A 17,149-nucleotide genomic window follows, 5' to 3' on the forward strand; every position below is an offset into this window, starting at 1 on the left:
ACACAGAATTTTGGACCCAGCTATGGAGTTCTCGATGCGGGAGTCGTATGGTGGGGGCAGGTTCCTGTCCGCCGCAATTGGTCTCTTGGCGGCAGGGTGGTCTCCTGCATCGCCCCTCGGGCGGTGCGAATCACCAGTGGCAGGTCTCGACAGCGGCAGCAAACTTGGGGGTGGGCGCAGTGGTTGGCAGTCAAATGTCACCGCATGTTGTCTTCTCGTTTGCGCGCTGCCTGAGGCTTGCTGTCGGAGCCGCACTTTTTGCGGCCGTGTTGATTGTCTTGGGGTCCTCCGGCGCATTCGCCTCTTCGGGCTCATCTTCCACCTCGGTCTCCGCCAAGCATGTTCCGGACAAGGGCAAGGGCCTGTTGTCCGGAATCCTGAACCCGGTGGTCAACGTTGTTGACGAAACACTGGCCCAGGTTCCCGTTGTCAGGGACGTCACGGGCAGCAACACGGTGGGCAAGATCGTTGCCCCGGTCGCCGCCGTGACGGACCAGGTTGAAGCCGCAGTCTCCTCGGTGCCTGTTGTTGGCAACGTTGTTGCCCCCGTGCGCCAGGTGACGAACACCGTGATCCCGCCTGTTGTCGATGTGGTCGGCTCCGTCACCTCGCCGGTCCTGGGGGCGGTGGACCAAGCCACGGCACCAGTTGTCCAAATCGTTTCCCCCGTGGTGGATCCCATCACCGGGACGGTCAAGCCAATTGTGGACGGCGTCACCGGCGGTGTTGCCGAGGTTGTTGAAAACGTGGTGGCCCCGGTGGTTCCCGGGACACCTGGGACTCCTACCGTGCCGGTCATTCCCGGAACCCCTGGCACTCCAGGCACCCCCGGAACGCCCGGAGGGATTGAAACCCCTGGCACGCCAGGTGGTCCCGGCACTGTGGTTCCCGGCCTGCCCGGGCACGACGGCGGCAGTGGAGTCCTGCCGGGCGGCGACGGACCGGGAACTGCAATTCCAGATGCCGGTCCCACCGCCCACGGCGTGGCAAGTGCCGCCGGGGCAAAGGCCGATCCCGCACGGGGGGCCGCAGCTGCAACAAGCGCCGGATCCCTGGCCCAATATCTCACCGCCGCCCTCATGCCGCCCTCATCAACCACCGGCGGTCTGGCCGCCCAGTCTGCCACGGCCGCACCAACCGGCGGAAACGCCCTTGGATCCTGCAGTGCTGATTCCGGCGGCTCCGCACTTGGGCCTTGTGCCCCCGCGGTCGCCACGGCTCCCGCAGCAGCCCCCTCCTCCAGCCTGACCGCTGGCGGATCGGGCGGCCCTGGCGGCTCAGCCGGGCCCGCAGCCGCCCAGCAGGGATTCTCCAACTACTTCCCCTCCGCAGGCGGTGGCGCGGCGCAGCCCAATGCCGACTGGCCCCTGCCTGCCTCCATGCCCGACAACCCCGGTTCAACACCTGGCTAGATGACCGCCTGCCATTCCCGATCTTCGGGAGGGCCACGGTCTTTCCTTGTTCTGCAATCGCAGGCAGGGCCAAAAATCCCCGTCAGGAGTTTGTCATCATGCATGTCATCATTCGCCGATCGCTCTGTGCAGCGGTCTTTGCCGGAGGGCTTCTTGCCCTCGGCGCAGGTGCAGCCAGTGCTGCAGATTCATCCAGTTCCGCAACAGCGGGTTCCCCCGCAGCAGTCCAGGGCCAGCTGGCCCAGGCTTCCAACAGCTCGCAGGGCCTTCTTGGCGGCCTGCTGGACGGAGTCGTTGGGGGTGTGGCTGGCAACGTCCTGGACAACGTCCAGGTCGCCGCCCCCATCACGGTTCCGGTGAACATTTCCGGCAATGCCGTGGGTGTCCTGGGCAATGCGGTTTCCAATGGTTCGCAGGCCACGAACACCACCACGGTGCCGGCAGTGAACCAGGAATCCAGCCAGGGCGCCCCTGCGCCTTCCCAGGGCGGGGGCGGGGTGGTCGGCGACATCCTGGACAACGTTCAGGTCGCCGTCCCCATCACGGTTCCGGTGAACATTTCCGGCAACGCCGTGGGTGTTCTGGGCAACGCGGTTTCCAATGGTTCGCAGGCCTCCAACACCACCGCGGCGCCGGCAGTCGAACAGGAATCAACGCAGGGTTCCGGCAACGGCAGCAACGGCGGGCTGCTCGAAGGAGTGGTCGGCGACATCCTGGACAATGTCCAGGTGGCCGCCCCCATCACGGTTCCGGTGAACATTTCAGGCAACGCCGTGGGTGTCCTGGGCAATGCGGTTTCCAATGGTTCCGAGGCCACCAACACCACCACGGTGCCGGCAGTTGAGCAGGACTCCACACAGGGGTCCGGCAACGGCTACGGCAACAACGACGGCGGGCTGTTGGGCGGCCTGTTGGGTGACGTCCTGGGCAACGTCCAGGTGTCCCTGCCCGTCACGGTTCCGGTGAACATTTCCGGCAACGCCGTGGGCGTCCTGGGCAACGCCATTTCCAATGGTTCCCACGCCACCAACACGGTGACGCCGGAAATCCCGGTCACGCCGGTCACGCCGGTAACCCCCGTAACGCCGGTTACACCCGTTACACCGGTGACTCCCGTAACCCCCGTAACCCCCGTAACGCCTGTTACTCCGGTAACACCCGTGACCCCCGTGGTTCCTGCGGCGCCGTCGGTCAACACGGTGCACACCGCCGGCCTGCAGGCCATGGGCTCGGGCATCCACGCACTCGGCAGTGCCGTACCGGCCCAGCTTGCCTACACAGGCTCCGGCTGGTGGCCCATCTTCTGGTCCGTCGGTTCACTGGTCTCCGGACTGGTGCTGCTGACGCTGCGCCGGATGAGCCGCATGGGCTAGCCGGCCCGCTCCCCGGCAATGGCCCGTGGGCAAGGCAGCGCCGTTGGCAGCTGCCGGACCCCACGGGCCAGGGGTGCGCCAACCCGGACAGGCAGTCCGGCCCCACAGCCGGCCACCGGCCAGTTTAGGAGTGTGGCGAAAGCCGACGCACAGCAAGTGCGAGCCACAGTTGCACCCGGTCGGGCGTCAGGGCCGGGTCGTAGCCGGTCAGTTCCGCGATCTGCGTCAGGCGGTAACGGACAGTGTTCCGGTGCAGCGCCAACGCCTCCGCCACGGCGGCCACGGAGCCATTGAGCCGCAGGTACGACTCAAGGGTGTCCAGCAGCTCGGAGCCGTGGGCCTCGTCAAACGCGGCCAGAGGACCCAGCGCCTCCGCAGCCATGTCGGCCATGGGGACGTCCTCGCTGGCCAGCAGGAGCGAGGTCAGGCTCAGCCGTTCCGGCACGTTGACGTCCAGGCCGCGCGTTGCTGCCTCCCGGGCCTCGAAGTAGCTCCAGCGCAGGCCGTTGGCCTGGGAATATGCGCCGCCGATGCCCACGGGGGCATTGATGCCGATGCTGTTCATCTGCCGGCTCAGCGCCCTGCCCAGCGTGGCCGGATCCCCGGCCTGGGCGGGCACCACCAGCAGCAGCTCCGACCTGCCCTCGGAGGTGATGGTGGCGGCCACTGCGCGTTCCAGCCCCGGCGGCAGCGTGATGGTCGACAAGGTGGGGAAGCTGCCTTCCTCGGCACTGACAAGCAGCACGAGGTTCTTGGCAGTCGGGAGGATGCCCAGGTTTTCCAGGCGGGCCGCGGAATCGGCCGGCTCCAGCGTGCCCCGGATGATGTCCGCCAGGACCTGTCCGGCGATTTGCCGTGCACTTTGGCGCCGCTGCACCAGGTTGTTCAACTCAATGCTGATGAGCCCGCGCGCATAGTCCACGATCCCGTCGTCGTGAAAGGGCTTGCGCAGCCACAGCGTGCTTGAATCGCGCTTGCCCGTGGACAGCGCCACGGCATGCCAGGCGCCGTCGTCGGGAACTGCATCGGGGTGCGTGGACGCCACCTGGCCGCCGTACTGGGTGATGACCAGGTCCGAGGACACCATGGAGGCGAGCTTCTTCAGCAGTGCCGCCAGCCCGCCGCCGGTCAGCAGGGTTCGTGCCAGCACCTGGTGCTCGCGCAGCAGCCGTTCCAGCTTTGTGTAGTGGTCAGAGGACCGCGCGTCGGCCACGAGCTTGCCAATGGCAATGAACGGCGTGCTGTACGGGACCTCCACCACGGGGACGGCCCAGCGGTTGGCCTCGGCCAGCAGCGCCGCGGGCACCGTGGCGTGCTCAAAACCAATGCCAAAGCCAATTCCGACGGCGCCCGCGCGCTTGATCTGCCGGACAAAGGAACGCTGTGAGTCGGCGGTGCCCTGCCGGGCCCCCGTGGTCAGGACCAGTTCGCCGCCGCTGAGGAACGACTGGGGATTTTCCAGCTCCGTGACGGCCACCCAGTCGATCGGGGCGTTGAGCGGAGTGCGGGTGGAACCCAGGTTCTTCAGGTGCAGGCTGGGAACAACCAGCAGGTCTGCCAAGGAAAGTGCCATGGTGCAACTATACAAACGCACTACCCCGATTGCGCATTGTGGTGCAATTGGCTATTCGATTGCGGGGTCCGCGGGCTTAGGCTTTCGCATAAGCGGTTGACATGCCGCACCACCCGCACCGAACTTAAAGAGGTTGAACACTGTGGTCCAAACCTTACAGAACTTCATCAACGGCGAATTCGTCCCCGTAACCGGCACCGAGACGCTGGACATCGTCAACCCCACCAACGGGGAAGTTGTGGCGAAGGCCCCGGTCTCCAGCCAGGCTGATGTGGACTCGGCCATGGCCGCAGCAGCAACCGCGTTCAAGACGTGGAAGCACGCCACCCCGAGCCAGCGCCAGGCGGTGCTGCTCAAGCTTGCCGATGCCATCGAGGCCCGCAGCGACGAGCTCGTTGAGGCCCAGCACCGCAACACCGGGCAGGTCAAGGCCATGATTGCCTCCGAGGAAGTCGGGGCGGGCGCCGACCAGCTGCGCTTCTTCGCCGGCGCAGCCCGGCTGCTTGAAGGCCGCTCCGCCGGCGAATACATGGAGAACTTCACCTCCTATGTGCGCCGCGAACCCGTGGGCGTCATTGCCCAGGTCACCCCGTGGAACTACCCGTTCCTGATGATGATCTGGAAGATCGGCCCCGCCCTGGCCGCCGGCAACACCGTGGTGCTCAAGCCCAGCGACACCACCCCGGAAAGCACCATGGTCTTTGCCGACATCGCCAAGGACATTGTCCCGGCCGGCGTGCTGAACTTTGTCCTGGGCAACGGCGCCACCGGCGCAGCCCTGGTGGACCACAAGACCCCCTCCATGGTCTCCATTACAGGTTCCGTCCGTGCCGGCATCGCCGTCGCCACGGGTGCCGCCAAGGGGCTCAAGCGCGCCCACCTGGAACTGGGCGGCAAGGCCCCGGCCATTGTCTTCGCCGACGCCAACCTGGGCCGGACCGCCCAGGAAATCGCCGAGTACTCCTTCTTCAACGCCGGCCAGGACTGCACGGCCATCACGCGCGTGCTCGTGGAGGAATCCGCCCACAAGGAGTTCGTGGCAGCACTTGCCACGGCCGCCAAGGGCCTGGAAACCGGCAACGCGGACGATTCCAAGAACTACTTCGGCCCGCTGAACAACATCAACCACTTCAACGCCGTGGTCAACGTGGTTGAGAACATCCCCGACTACGCCACCGTCGTCACCGGCGGCAAGCGCGTGGGGGAGAAGGGCTTCTTCTTCGAGCCCACAGTGGTGGACGGCGTCAAGCAGAGTGACGACATCGTCCAGCAGGAAACCTTTGGCCCCGTCATCACTGTGCAGACGTTCAAGACTGAGGAAGAAGCAGTCGAGCTGGCCAACGACGTCGAATACGCCCTGGCCTCCAGCGTGTGGACCTCCAACCACGGCGTGGCCATGCGCGTCTCCCGCGACCTGGACTTCGGCGCAGTCTGGATCAACACCCACATCATGCTCACGGCCGAGATGCCGCACGGTGGCTTCAAGCTCTCCGGCTACGGCAAGGACCTGTCCATGTACGGTGTGGAGGACTACACCCGCATCAAGCACGTCATGAGCAACCTGGACGCCTGAGTCCGCCCACACAACTTCTTTTGCACTTCCCTTTTGAAAGGTATCCCCATGTCTGAAATCCAGTTCCGTCTCGAGCAGAAGCGCCAGATCCTCGGCGCATTCCCCGGCCCGAAGTCAGTTGAGCTTGAGACCCGCCGCAAGGCAGTTGTTGCAGCCGGCGTTGCCTCGGGCGTGCCCGTCTACGTTGAAGATGCCGACGGCGGCATCATCAAGGACGTTGACGGAAACTCCTTCATCGACCTCGGCTCGGGCATCGCCGTCACCAGCGTCGGCGCCTCCGACGCCAACGTGGTGGACGCCGTCCGCGAGCAGGTTGGCCACTTCACGCACACCTGCTTCATGGTCACCCCCTACGAGGGCTATGTGGCTGTTGCCGAGGAGCTCAACGCACTCACCCCCGGCACCCACGAGAAGCGCACCGTGCTGTTCAACTCCGGCGCCGAAGCCGTGGAGAACGCCGTCAAGGTGGCCCGCCTGGCCACCGGCCGCGACGCCATCGTTGCCTTCGACCACGCCTACCACGGCCGCACCAACCTGACCATGGCGCTGACCGCCAAGGCCATGCCGTACAAGACCAACTTCGGCCCGTTCGCACCGGAGATCTACCGCGTGCCCATGAGCTACCCGTACCGCGAGGAAGCGGACATCAAGGGTGAAGAGGCAGCACGCCGCGCCATCACCATGATCGAGAAGCAGATTGGTGCCGATTCCGTCGCCGCCATCCTGATCGAACCGATCCAGGGCGAGGGCGGCTTCATTGTCCCCGCCGACGGCTTCCTGCCCACCCTGGCCGCCTGGGCCAAGGAAAACGGCGTTGTCTTCATCGCCGACGAGGTCCAGTCCGGCTTCTGCCGCACCGGCGCCTGGTTCGCCTCCGAGCACGAGGGCGTTGTCCCCGACATCATCACCATGGCCAAGGGCATCGGTGGCGGCCTGCCGCTCTCCGCAATCACGGGCCGCGCCGACCTCATGGACGCCGTGCACCCCGGCGGCCTCGGCGGCACCTACGGCGGCAACCCGATCGCCTGCGCCGCCGCCCTGGCAGCCATCAAGACCATGAAGGAGCACGACCTCAACGGCCGCGCCGCCAACATCGAGCGCATCGTCACCGAGCGTTTCGAGGCACTCGTTGCCGAAATGGGCGAGGCCGGCATCATCGGCGAAATCCGCGGCCGCGGCGCCATGATGGCCATCGAACTGGTCAAGCCCGGCACGGCCAACACCACCAAGGAAGTCAACGCCGAGGCCGCCAAGGCCATCGCCGGTGCCTGCCTGCAGGCCGGCGTCGTGATCCTGACCTGCGGCACCTACGGCAACGTGATCCGCCTGCTCCCGCCGCTGGTCATCAGCGACGAGCTCCTGAACGACGGCCTGGACGTCCTCTCCGACGCCATCCGCGCAGCGGCCTAGCCAACGAAACACGCGCTTTAAAGCGCGACGGCGGCACCCGGTTTGGCCTTTGTGGCCCACCCGGGTGCCGCCGTCGTTTGCAGGGATTTAGTACGTTGGGGCGGCTGCCAAACCGAAGTACTGTTCCAGCGTCCGGTAGCCGCGGTTGTGCATGTCGGTGGCGGCCCTTACCCCAATGTAGCGAAGGTGCCAGGGCTCGTAGGTGTATCCCGTTATGGCATCAAAGCCGCTGGTGTAGCGGATGATGAAGCCGTAGCGCCAGGCATTGGCAGCGGCGAATTGCCCGGCCGCAGTGTTGGCGAAACAGGCCTGGAGTGAGCAGGCCCCGCTCGGGTTGCCAATGTCCATGACCAGGCCGGTTTGGTGTTCGCTGTAGCCAGGCCGTGCCGAGATGGTGTCGGCGACAGCTTGCCCATACTGGGCCACATAGGAGTTGTACAGCGAGGTCTGCGTTGCGTGGGAGCGGAAACCGCTGACCGTGGTGATGGGGACGCCCGCGGCAGATGCGCCCGAAATCAACTGAGCCAGTTGGTTTGCGGCTTCGCTGCGCATGACTTGGGACCCGACCCAGACCAGGTCTGGCGGTGTCTGGTTGATGGGTGAGTTGGGGCGGCGCTTGTTGACCACCACCCCGACGCTGGACTGGTAGGGATTGACGCTGACTCCGGCACTTGTTGGCCAGTTGATGGTGCCGCCCTGAAAATACTGCACACAGCGCAGCGGCGCCCCGCCGCAGTTTTCCTCGCTGGTGGGGTATCCCAGGGGGCTGCGCTCGTAGCCCATCTGAACCCACTTGTTGCCGATGCTCCCGTGGACAGAGTGGGCGCCCAGGGACGGCCGCCAGTACACGTACCCGCCTTCATATTTCTGCACACAGCCACCGTTGATGAGGGTGCAGTTTTCGCCGCTGATGGGATAGCCGAGCTTCCCTTGTTCTGCGCCGGAACGGTCCCAGGCGGACCCGATTGCGCCGGTCACGGCGTTGGCCCCGGCAGTGGACTGCCAGTAGATGCGCCCACCTTGGAATGTTTGCACGCAGCCGCCGTTGGCCAGCGTGCAGTTCTCGTCGGTCTTCGGGAAGCCCATTTGTCCGCGTTCCCAGTTCAGCGACCCCCACCTGCGGGCAATGGCACCGGTGGTGATGTGGGCCCCGGTGGCCGCGGACCAATAGATGCTGCCGGATTGGTAGGCCTGGTAGCAGCCCCCCTGGGGCAGGTTGCAGCGCAGCGGTGTGATGGCACCCCCAAGTTGCGGATTGGCGGCAAGTTTCGCGGCGACGGCGCCGTTGTCGGGTGTTGCGGCCAGGGCCGGCAGGGGCGCAGCCATGGTTGCCCCAATCATGGCGAGCACCGCCATCAAAGCCGCCATTAGTCGCTTGGTCATAGTGGAGCGTCCCCTGCCCTGTGAGTGTAATTATTTCCGACCCTAGGGCGAATGGTGGGTCACGGCAAGCGTTCGCGGACTGGGTGGGTAGGGTGGACGTAACATTTTCCGATTGTTGCGGCACAGTGGGGTGGCATGGGCAAGCAGGGATTTGACCAGCGGTATCCGGCGATGTTCCAGCCTGGCGGCGAGGGGCACACGGAGGAGCCATATGAGCCCGGGCTGCTGCAGGCGCCAATGCAGGCGCCAATGCGGGAGCCGGTGCCACCGGCCCAGGCATGGCCCGAAGCGGCTCCGGAGGGCGTGCAGCCCGAACCTCCCACTGAAGCCCCCGAGACCAGTGCTGAACCGCAAACCCGGCACCTGCCCTTGGTGCCCGAACCGCGATGGGGCGCCAGGTCCTGGGTCCTGGGGCTTTCCGCCATCGGGCTCACTTTCGCTGCGGCAGCGTTTTGCCTCTTGGCCGCCGCCCTCATTCCGGCCGCGGGCAGCACCGATCCGTCCGATTTCCACGGAATACTGATGGTTCCTTGGGGCATTGCCATTGCCCCGGGGGCGCCGGCCCTTTTCACCGCCGGCCTGGGCATGTTGGCGGCACTGTTCCTGGTGGCGTCGCGCCACTACACGGGACACGCGTGGTGGTTCCACATTGCTGCGGCCGCGGTGGGCCTTGCGGCCTTGGCCGGCGGAGCCGTCGCCATGTTCAGTGAAAGCCTTTTCGCCGAGATGCTGTACACACAGGCCATGAACCAGGGCAACAACTTCATCTCCTGGTACATGGTCTTCCAGCAGGCATCCTGGCAGCTGCTCTTGCTGGGGCTGGCAATCCTTGTCTTGACCTTGGTCGTGCGGCCGGACGGGAACGGAGCGCCCGGCCGACCGTCGGTGCCGGCCGCGCTGTGGACGGGAGCCGTGCTGGCGTGCGCAGGGGTGTGGACCTGGTTTGCCCCGCAGGCCTTTCCGCTTGCCGAGGGCAGGACCGTCGAGCTGTTGGAGAGCCAGTCCTATGCGGTTCAGGCGTGGACCTACGTTGTGGGCCAGGCCGGCGGGCCGCTGCTGACCGTCGGTGCGGGAGCCCTCTTCTGGGCCTTGTTGATCCTGGCCACCACCCGCCGCGGGCCGGGAGAACCCGTGCCCGAGGACAGCCTCGAGCCCGTCAGCATTTCGGTGGGCAATCCTGGGCAGCACCACCCCTGACGGGTGCGCGTCCCGTCCGGAGGCCCTGCGGATGGAACCCGCCCGCGGGGCACTGTTCCCTGCGCGGGGCGCCGGTTGTACAGTCAGTGCTACGAATGCCCGCCGTGCACAACGAGGTGCCGCGGGCCTGTGCGAAGGGTTGATTCATGAAATATGTTGTGGGGTACCGCCCGGATGACCGCGGCGACGACGCCGTGGCCCTTGCGGCCGTCATTGCCAGGACCCAGGGCGCCGAACTGCACCTGGTCAACGTGGTCCGCGGTGCCAAGGCCGCCGATCCAGGACTGGAAAAACGCGCCCTGGGCTTGGTTCCGGACGATGTCGCCGCCAGCTACACCGTCCGCGAGGCCGACTCCTTTGTCCACGGGCTGATCGATGCGGCCCGGGAGGACGATGCCGCCCTGATCGTGGTGGGTGCGGCGAGCAACGGATTGTTCAAGCGATTCACAGTGGGCTCGGTGGCCAACGGGCTGCTGCACGCATCTCCCGTCCCTGTGGCCCTTGCCCCGCGCGGCTACAACCGCCGGGCCCCGCTCACCCGACTGACAGTCATGACCGGCATGCGCGAAGGCTGGCAGGCCGTGCTCGACGTCGGCACCACCGCAGCCGGCCGGCGCAATGTCCCGCTGCGCCTGGTCTCCGTGGTGGAGATCGACCAGTTGGGGCAGACCGATTTCAACCTGGACAACGCCCTCAGTCCGGCCCGCCAGCACGTCAACACGGTGCTGACCGCGGCGGCCGCCAAGGTCCCGGGCACCAAGGTCACCGTGACGCTGGCCCACGGGCGCACCATTGAAGAGGCCATTGACGGCATCGGCTGGAAGTCCGGCGAACTGGTCATTGTCGGTTCCAGCCGCCTGGCCGAGAACCGCAAGATCTTCCTGGGCTCCACCGCCAACAAGATCCTGCGCTCGCTGCCGGTGCCCATGGTGGTGGTCCCGCGCGACTTCGTGGCGCAGGGAATCTGACGGACACCGGTGGTCGAGCCTGTCGAGACCCGGGTCTGGACAAGCTCGACCACCGTCGGCCGGCGACTACTGTTCCAGGAACGCGTCGCTGAACAGCAGCTGCAGGCCCTCGGCCATGGTGGGGTGGGCTATCACGGCGTCCCGGAGCTGCTGGTACGCCAGCCCGCCGAGCATTGCCATCTGAACCACGGCAATGACCTCGCTGGACTCATGCCCCAGCAGGGAAACGCCCAGAATCCTGTCCGTGCCGCGTTCCACCACGGCCTTCCAGAGGCCGTCCAGCTGGCCCACGGTGCGGGCGCGGGGGATTGCGGAAACCGGCATCCTGGCCACCCGGACCTCAAGACCTGTGGCGCGCGCCTCCTCTTCCGAGAATCCCACGCGGCCCAGTTCGGGCGTGGTGAACACGCAGTAGGGGACCAGGCGGTCTCGGGTGCTGCGCAGCTGCGTGCCTGGCCCGGCCGCCAGGTTGGCCTTCAGGATCCGGTAGTCGTTCCACGAGGCGTGCGTGAATTGCGGCGATCCCGCCACATCCCCGGCGGCCCACACACCCTCCGCCGTGGTGCGCAGGAATTCATCCACAGTGACCAGGCCCTTGGCTGAAAGTTCGACGCCGGCCGCTTCAAGTCCCAGCGCCCCGGTGACGGGTTCGCGGCCCACCGCCACGAGGATGTCGGCGGCTTCCACGGTGGTGCCGTCCGCCAGGGAGACCGCCACGGTCCCGTTGTTCCGGGCCACCGAGACGGCCGCGGCACCCAGCCGCACGGACACGCCGTCGGCCTCCAGCGCTGCCGTTACGGCGGCCGAGACGTCGGCGTCCTCGCGGGGGAGCAGGGCCGGCCCGCGCTGGATGATGGTCACCTTGACGCCCATGATGGCGAGCATTGAGGCGAACTCGCAGCCAATGTAGCCGCCGCCGAGGATTGCAATGCTCTCCGGCAGCGCGGCCAGGGCCAGGATGGAGGTGCTGGTCAGGGGGTCCGCGGCCCGCAGGCCATCGATGTCCGGCACCTGGGGCACCATCCCGGTGTTGACCACAACGTTGGTGCCGGAGAGTGTGCGGCGCGTGCCGGCGTCGTCCGTGACGACGACTGTGCGCGGGCCAGTGAAGCGGGCCTCGCCGATGACCAGCTCCATGCCGGAAGCCAGGAACGACTTGCGCTGCCCGGCAACCATGGTGCCCACCACGTCCTGCTTGCGGTCACGGAGCCGGTCAAGGTCGATGGCGGGGGAGCCGGGCACCGTGATCCCGAACTCGGCGGCACGGCGTGTCAGTGCGAGCAGGCGGGCACTGTTGACCAGGGTCTTGGTGGGGATGCAGGCGACGTTGATGCAGGTGCCGCCGATCATGCCACGCTCCACCATGGCCACGCGCTGTCCGGCCGCGGCCAGGTCCATGGCCAGCGACTTGCCGGCCTTGCCGCCGCCCACCACGAGCAGGTCAAATTCCTCAGTTTCCATGGGATGTCCTTTCGTTGCGGCGGCCGGCACGGCTCAGGATTGGGCCGGGGCCAGCTTTTTCAGGCGGGAAGTCTTGCGGTAGTTGCGCAGCATGTCGGCGATGAGGATGAGCAGGGCAACCCAGACGATCGAGAAGCCGATCCAGCGTTCCAGGCTCATGTGCTCGCCGAAAATGGTCAGCGCAACAACGAACTGGATGACAGGTGTCATGAACTGCAGCAGCCCGATCCCCGTCATTGACAGCCTGCTTGCGGAGGCGCCGAAGAGCAGCAGCGGCACGGCAGTAATGATGCCGGATGCGGCGAGCAGCCAGAAGTGGCCCGGGCCGTATCCCGTCAACGTGGCTTGGCCCAGAACCGTCAGGACAACCATTGTGGCGATGGCAAAGGGCGTCAGCACAGCTGTTTCAACGCTCAGGCTGGTGATGGCGTCGACCTTGCCGCCCACCCGGTTTTTCACAAAACCGTAGCTGCCGAAGCTGAACGCCAGCACCAGGGCAATCCACGGGAGCTTGCCGTAGCTGAACGTCAAAACCACAACGGCAATGAAACCAACGCCCACCGCGGCCCACTGCAGCGGCCGGAGCTTTTCCTTCAGGACCAGGACGCCAATCAACACCGAGACCAGTGGATTGATGAAGTATCCAAGGGACGCCTCAATGGCGCTGCCGGAAGTCACGGCAAACACATAGGTCAGCCAGTTGATGGCAATCAGGAAGCCGGCAACCGCCAGGGTGCCAATAATGCGACGGTTCTTCAGCGCCGCACCCACCTTTCCCCAACCGCGGGTGGCTGTGATGATCAGGGCGCAGAAGAACAGCGACCACACCACCCGGTTGGCCACGATCTCAACGCTGTTGGCCGGCATGAGCAGCAGGAAGTAAATGGGCAAAAGCCCCCACAGGCCGTAGGCGCCTACGCCGTACAGCACCCCCGTTGCTCCTTCACTGCGGACGGGCTTGCCGGACACCGCCCGGTTCTTGCGTACATTGCTGGTTGGGGTTTCTTTGACGCTCACAGTCCCCATAACAACACCTTGGCCGTTTAAATGCCATGGCCACCTGAAAGCAGGTGGCCATGTCCTGTGCCGAAGTTGGGCCCGCTGAGGGCTTGGTCACTTTCGCAGGGCCCCACTTACGGGCCTGCGGCGTGACATTTAGACTGGGATGGTGGCGCTTGATTCGCGCCTCCCTGTGCAACAGTTGAGCCAGCAAGCAAGCTGATGTTGCGATTCACAGTTCGGAAGGACTACTTTCTTGGCTAACTCGAGTGCCACCCGCCCGTTCCGCGTTGCCATCGTTGGCTCCGGCCCGGCGGGCGTCTACGCGGCAGACATTTTGACGAAGTCCCAGGAAGTGGCCGGCGGAGACGTCCAGGTCAGCATTGACCTGTTCGAGTCGCAGCCGGCGCCGTATGGCCTGATCCGCTACGGCGTTGCCCCGGACCACCCGCGCATCAAGGGCATCGTGAACGCCCTGCACAAGGTCCTGGACCGCGGCGACATCCGCTTCTTCGGCAACGTGACCTACGGGCGGGACATCACCCTGGCGGACCTGCGCAGCCACTACGACGCCGTCATCTTCGCCACCGGCGCCACAAAGGATGCCGTGCTGGACATCCCCGGCATTGAGCTGGACGGCTCCTACGGCGGCGCGGACTTTGTCTCCTGGTACGACGGCCACCCGGACGTTTCCCGCGAATGGCCCCTGAACGCCAAGGAGATCGCGGTCATCGGCAACGGCAACGTGGCGCTGGATGTGGCCCGGGTGCTGTCCAAGCACGCCGAGGACATGCTGGTCACCGAAATTCCGGACAACGTCTATGCCGGCCTGAAGGCATCGCCCGTCACCGACGTCCACGTTTTCGGCCGCCGCGGCCCCGCCCAGGTGAAGTTCACACCGCTGGAACTGCGCGAACTGAGCCACTCGCGAGACGTGGACATCGTCCTCTACGAGGAGGACTTCGACTTCGACGACGCCTCCGACGCCGCCATCAGGAGCAACAACCAGGTCAAGACCATGGTCAACACCCTGACCAACTGGCTCGCCGAGGAGCATGACGGGACGCGCACCCCCGCTTCCCGCCGCCTCCACCTGCACTTCCTCCACACCCCCGTGGAGATCACGGGCGAGAACGGCTCGGTCACCGGCATCAAGTTTGAGCGCAACGAGCTGGACGGCACGGGCAACGCCCGCGGGACCGGCGAGTTCATCGACTACCCCGTCCAGGCCGTGTACCGCGCCGTGGGCTACCTCGGGTCCGAACTTCCGGAGGTGGACTTCGATTCCCGCCGCGGTGTCATCCCGAACGACGGCGGCCGCGTCCTCGGTGCCGACGGAACCCACGTTCCAGGTCTCTACGCCACGGGCTGGATCAAGCGCGGCCCCGTTGGCCTGATCGGCCACACCAAGGGTGACGCCCTGGAGACGATCGGATGCCTGCTTGAGGACCGGCTGGCACTGCCAGTCGCCGAACGGCCGGATGAGTCGGAGATTGTGGAGCTGCTGGAATCCCGCGGGGTCGAATTCACCACCTGGGAAGGGTGGAACAAGCTGGACGCGCACGAGAAGCTGCTCGGCGAAAACTGGACGGGCCAGCCCGGCCTCGACGTGGTGCGCGAGCGCATCAAGGTCGTGGACCGCGAGCAAATGGTCAACATTTCCAAGAAGTAGGGCGGGCGCCCGCACCGCCGCAAGAAAACCCCAAAACCCGCCCGGAGTGAACACGTTTCACTCCGGGCGGGTTTTTCGCGTCATGAATCCCCGTCGGCTCACTCTCACTCACTGACTCAACCGGAAATGCGGTTGGCATGAGCCGAAAGACATTTGCCACACATGATGAAGAACAATCTTTGGCGGGGACCCAAGATCGCCGGCGCCGCGGCTGCCCTCGCCGTCGCCGGCACCATGGCCGCAACCGCACTGCCCGCACTTGCCGCAACCGACACTCCGGCGGCCCAGGCTGCTGTCAGCGTGCAGCCCAACCCTGAACTGCCGCAAAAGTGCGGCCTCAACCTGGCCATGGTCTTTGACATGTCCTCGTCCATGAGTGATTCCGATGTCCGCACAGTCAAGGACGCCAGCATTGCCGCGGTCTCGGCCCTGCAGGGCACCGCCACCACCATGGGCGTCTACAGCTTTGCCACCTTTGCCAAGCAGGAGCTCGCCGCCACCTCGCTCGTTTCCGCCCAAGGTGCCGCCGGCGTTTCCGGCAGCATCGATTCCCTGGTCCGCCCCGGCGACGCCAGAACGTGGGCCGGCGGGACCAACTGGCAGCAGGGCCTGGGCGTCGTGCCCACCCAAACCTACGACGGCGTCATCTTCTTCACCGACGGGGTGCCCACCTTCTACGGAAGCAACCCGTTGAACACGGCCGGCACGGCCTCCAACGGCACAGGAGGCACCGGGCAGGATGGCAGCGCCAATGTGGCGGCATCCCTGGCCGCAGCTGTGCCCGAAGCCAACAGGCTCAAAGATGCAGGCACGCGCGTCATGGCTGTTGGCGTCAACGGTGCCGATGCCGGACGCCTGTCCCAGATCTCGGGCCCAACCGCGGGGGCCGACTACTTCACCACCAACTACGCTGAACTGGCGCAGACCCTCAAGGACATCGCCACGACCGGCTGCACGGGAAGCCTGAACATCAACAAGGCAGTGGAGGCCTTCGGTTCCACCGAGACCACACCCGGCGAGGGCTGGACCTTTGACGTGGCCCCCGCAGCTGCCGAGGCCACGGCCCTGACCACTGGCGCCAACGGCCAGGCCGGCATGACCATGGCCTTCCCGGAGAAGGCTCCCGTGAAGGTGTCCATCACCGAACGCCAACTGCCCGGATACTCCGTGGTGCAAAAAGACGGCTTCAACGCCGTGTGCACCCGCGACGGCAATCCACTGCAGCTTGCGAACACAAGCGCCGAAGGCAACACCGGCTTTGAGGTCACGGCTGAAGCCGGCACCATAACCTCCTGCACCGTCACGAACAAGGCCCCGCAGGCGCCGCTCACAAGCTGGACCATGGCCAAGACCTCCGACCGGTCCGGCGAGGTCAGCCCGGGCGACACCATCAACTACACCGTTGAGGCCCGCAACACAGGCAATCAAGCGGTTGGGGATGTCACCTTCCGTGACGACCTCTCCGGCGTTCTGGACCATGCTGCCTTCGTCCCCAGCTCCGCCACACTGGTGGTTGGCGGGGGAGCATCCGTTCCTGTGGCCGATCCTGACGGCGCCATCTTCACAGCCGGCCCGTTCAGCCTGCCTGTCGGCGCAACTGCAAGGTTGAGCTACCAGGTCAAGGTCAACCAGGACGCCGATGGCGCAACCCTGAGAAACGCGGTCACTGGCACGGGCCAGGTGCCGCCGGCGGAATGTGTCGTGGACAAGCCCTGCACCACCGTCAATGTGGTGCCGCAGAAGCCCACCCCGACCCCGACCGCTATGGCCACGCCCACCCCGACCCCGAGCGATACGGCCACGCCCACCCCGACGGGAAATCCCTCGGCCACGGGAGTTCCCACCACCGCCGCCACGCCCACCAAGCCGGCGACGGCCCCGGCGTCGAACACCCCGGCGCCGACGGCTGAGCCTGCAGGGGAGTTGGCCTACACAGGTTCCTCCGCGGTCCTGCCATTGGTCGTCGGAGGGTTCCTGCTGGCCGGAGGTGTCCTGGCGCTGATGCTGCGCAGGGCCAGCCGAACCCACTAGCACCAAGCAGTCAGCACTTGCCCCGTCGCGGGGCCCCCCCCGGGAAATGCCCGGTGGGCCCCCCCGGTGGGGGGTTAGGGGCCAAAAAAACTTTTTG

General features: G+C 66.1%; 12 protein-coding genes. 8 read left to right on the plus strand and 4 right to left on the minus strand.

Features of this window, described 5'->3' with window-relative positions:
- Nucleotides 1–194: 194 nt before the first annotated feature.
- Both PCK14_RS10540 and PCK14_RS10545 read left to right on the plus strand, forming a co-directional pair.
- The gene (locus PCK14_RS10540) at nt 195–1,412 is read left to right on the plus strand and encodes a hypothetical protein (RefSeq protein ID WP_269938449.1); all 1,218 of its coding nucleotides are present in this window, start codon (nt 195–197) and stop codon (nt 1,410–1,412) included.
- A gap of 98 nt (nt 1,413–1,510) precedes the next feature.
- On the plus strand, nt 1,511–2,785 hold the full coding sequence (locus PCK14_RS10545) for a hypothetical protein (protein WP_269938450.1): 1,275 nt from the start codon (nt 1,511–1,513) through the stop codon (nt 2,783–2,785).
- Nucleotides 2,786–2,909: 124 nt separating this feature from the next.
- On the opposite strand, the gene PCK14_RS10550 is transcribed toward PCK14_RS10545, so the two are convergent.
- Nucleotides 2,910–4,358: a PucR family transcriptional regulator gene (locus tag PCK14_RS10550; RefSeq protein ID WP_269938451.1), complete on the minus strand. Its 1,449-nt coding sequence runs from the start codon at nt 4,356–4,358 to the stop codon at nt 2,910–2,912.
- Between the two features lie 142 nt (nt 4,359–4,500).
- On the opposite strand from PCK14_RS10550, the gene PCK14_RS10555 reads away from it, so the two are divergent.
- Both PCK14_RS10555 and gabT read left to right on the plus strand, forming a co-directional pair.
- Nucleotides 4,501–5,931 carry a gamma-aminobutyraldehyde dehydrogenase gene (locus PCK14_RS10555; RefSeq protein WP_269938452.1) on the plus strand — a complete coding sequence of 477 codons (1,431 nt, stop codon included), beginning with the start codon at nt 4,501–4,503 and terminating at the stop codon, nt 5,929–5,931.
- 48 nt (nt 5,932–5,979) lie between these two features.
- Nucleotides 5,980–7,341, plus strand: a complete 1,362-nt coding sequence (gabT, locus tag PCK14_RS10560; RefSeq protein WP_269938453.1) for a 4-aminobutyrate--2-oxoglutarate transaminase — start codon at nt 5,980–5,982, stop codon at nt 7,339–7,341.
- A gap of 87 nt (nt 7,342–7,428) precedes the next feature.
- Here the strand turns inward: gabT and PCK14_RS10565 are convergent, their stop codons facing one another.
- A complete protein-coding gene (locus PCK14_RS10565) occupies nt 7,429–8,724 on the minus strand; it encodes a D-alanyl-D-alanine carboxypeptidase family protein (protein ID WP_269938454.1) in 1,296 nt (431 codons plus the stop codon).
- A 135-nt stretch (nt 8,725–8,859) separates the two neighbouring features.
- Between PCK14_RS10565 and PCK14_RS10570 the strand changes: the two genes are divergently transcribed.
- Both PCK14_RS10570 and PCK14_RS10575 read left to right on the plus strand, forming a co-directional pair.
- A complete protein-coding gene (locus tag PCK14_RS10570; protein WP_269938455.1) occupies nt 8,860–9,921 on the plus strand; it encodes a hypothetical protein in 1,062 nt (353 codons plus the stop codon).
- 146 nt (nt 9,922–10,067) lie between these two features.
- Nucleotides 10,068–10,889, plus strand: a complete 822-nt coding sequence (locus tag PCK14_RS10575; protein ID WP_269938456.1) for a universal stress protein — start codon at nt 10,068–10,070, stop codon at nt 10,887–10,889.
- 66 nt (nt 10,890–10,955) lie between these two features.
- On the opposite strand, the gene PCK14_RS10580 is transcribed toward PCK14_RS10575, so the two are convergent.
- Both PCK14_RS10580 and rarD read right to left on the minus strand, forming a co-directional pair.
- On the minus strand, nt 10,956–12,350 hold the full coding sequence (locus PCK14_RS10580) for a dihydrolipoyl dehydrogenase family protein (RefSeq protein ID WP_269938457.1): 1,395 nt from the start codon (nt 12,348–12,350) through the stop codon (nt 10,956–10,958).
- Between the two features lie 33 nt (nt 12,351–12,383).
- A complete protein-coding gene (gene rarD / locus PCK14_RS10585) occupies nt 12,384–13,367 on the minus strand; it encodes an EamA family transporter RarD (protein ID WP_442864699.1) in 984 nt (327 codons plus the stop codon).
- Between the two features lie 238 nt (nt 13,368–13,605).
- Here rarD and PCK14_RS10590 point away from each other — a divergent pair, with 238 nt between their 5' ends.
- Nucleotides 13,606–15,021, plus strand: a complete 1,416-nt coding sequence (locus PCK14_RS10590; RefSeq protein ID WP_269938458.1) for an FAD-dependent oxidoreductase — start codon at nt 13,606–13,608, stop codon at nt 15,019–15,021.
- A 162-nt stretch (nt 15,022–15,183) separates the two neighbouring features.
- Nucleotides 15,184–17,052 (plus strand): DUF7927 domain-containing protein, encoded by a 1,869-nt coding sequence (locus PCK14_RS10595; protein WP_269938459.1) that lies wholly within the window; start codon nt 15,184–15,186, stop codon nt 17,050–17,052.
- The last annotated feature ends 97 nt before the right edge of the window (nt 17,053–17,149 follow it).

The sequence above is a fragment of the Arthrobacter sp. HY1533 genome (assembly GCF_027568515.1).
Lineage (GTDB): Bacteria > Actinomycetota > Actinomycetes > Actinomycetales > Micrococcaceae > Specibacter.

Bases quoted from the DNA above. Each gene is read 5' to 3' on its own strand.
- gabT (WP_269938453.1), top strand. From the start codon at position 5,980: ATGTCTGAAATCCAGTTCCGTCTCGAGCAGAAGCGCCAGATCCTCGGC.
- PCK14_RS10545 (WP_269938450.1), top strand. From the start codon at position 1,511: ATGCATGTCATCATTCGCCGATCGCTCTGTGCAGCGGTCTTTGCCGGA.
- PCK14_RS10595 (WP_269938459.1), top strand. From the start codon at position 15,184: ATGATGAAGAACAATCTTTGGCGGGGACCCAAGATCGCCGGCGCCGCG.
- PCK14_RS10575 (WP_269938456.1), top strand. From the start codon at position 10,068: ATGAAATATGTTGTGGGGTACCGCCCGGATGACCGCGGCGACGACGCC.
- PCK14_RS10570 (WP_269938455.1), top strand. From the start codon at position 8,860: ATGGGCAAGCAGGGATTTGACCAGCGGTATCCGGCGATGTTCCAGCCT.
- PCK14_RS10580 (WP_269938457.1), bottom strand. From the start codon at position 12,350: ATGGAAACTGAGGAATTTGACCTGCTCGTGGTGGGCGGCGGCAAGGCC.
- PCK14_RS10540 (WP_269938449.1), top strand. From the start codon at position 195: ATGTCACCGCATGTTGTCTTCTCGTTTGCGCGCTGCCTGAGGCTTGCT.
- PCK14_RS10550 (WP_269938451.1), bottom strand. From the start codon at position 4,358: ATGGCACTTTCCTTGGCAGACCTGCTGGTTGTTCCCAGCCTGCACCTG.
- PCK14_RS10565 (WP_269938454.1), bottom strand. From the start codon at position 8,724: ATGACCAAGCGACTAATGGCGGCTTTGATGGCGGTGCTCGCCATGATT.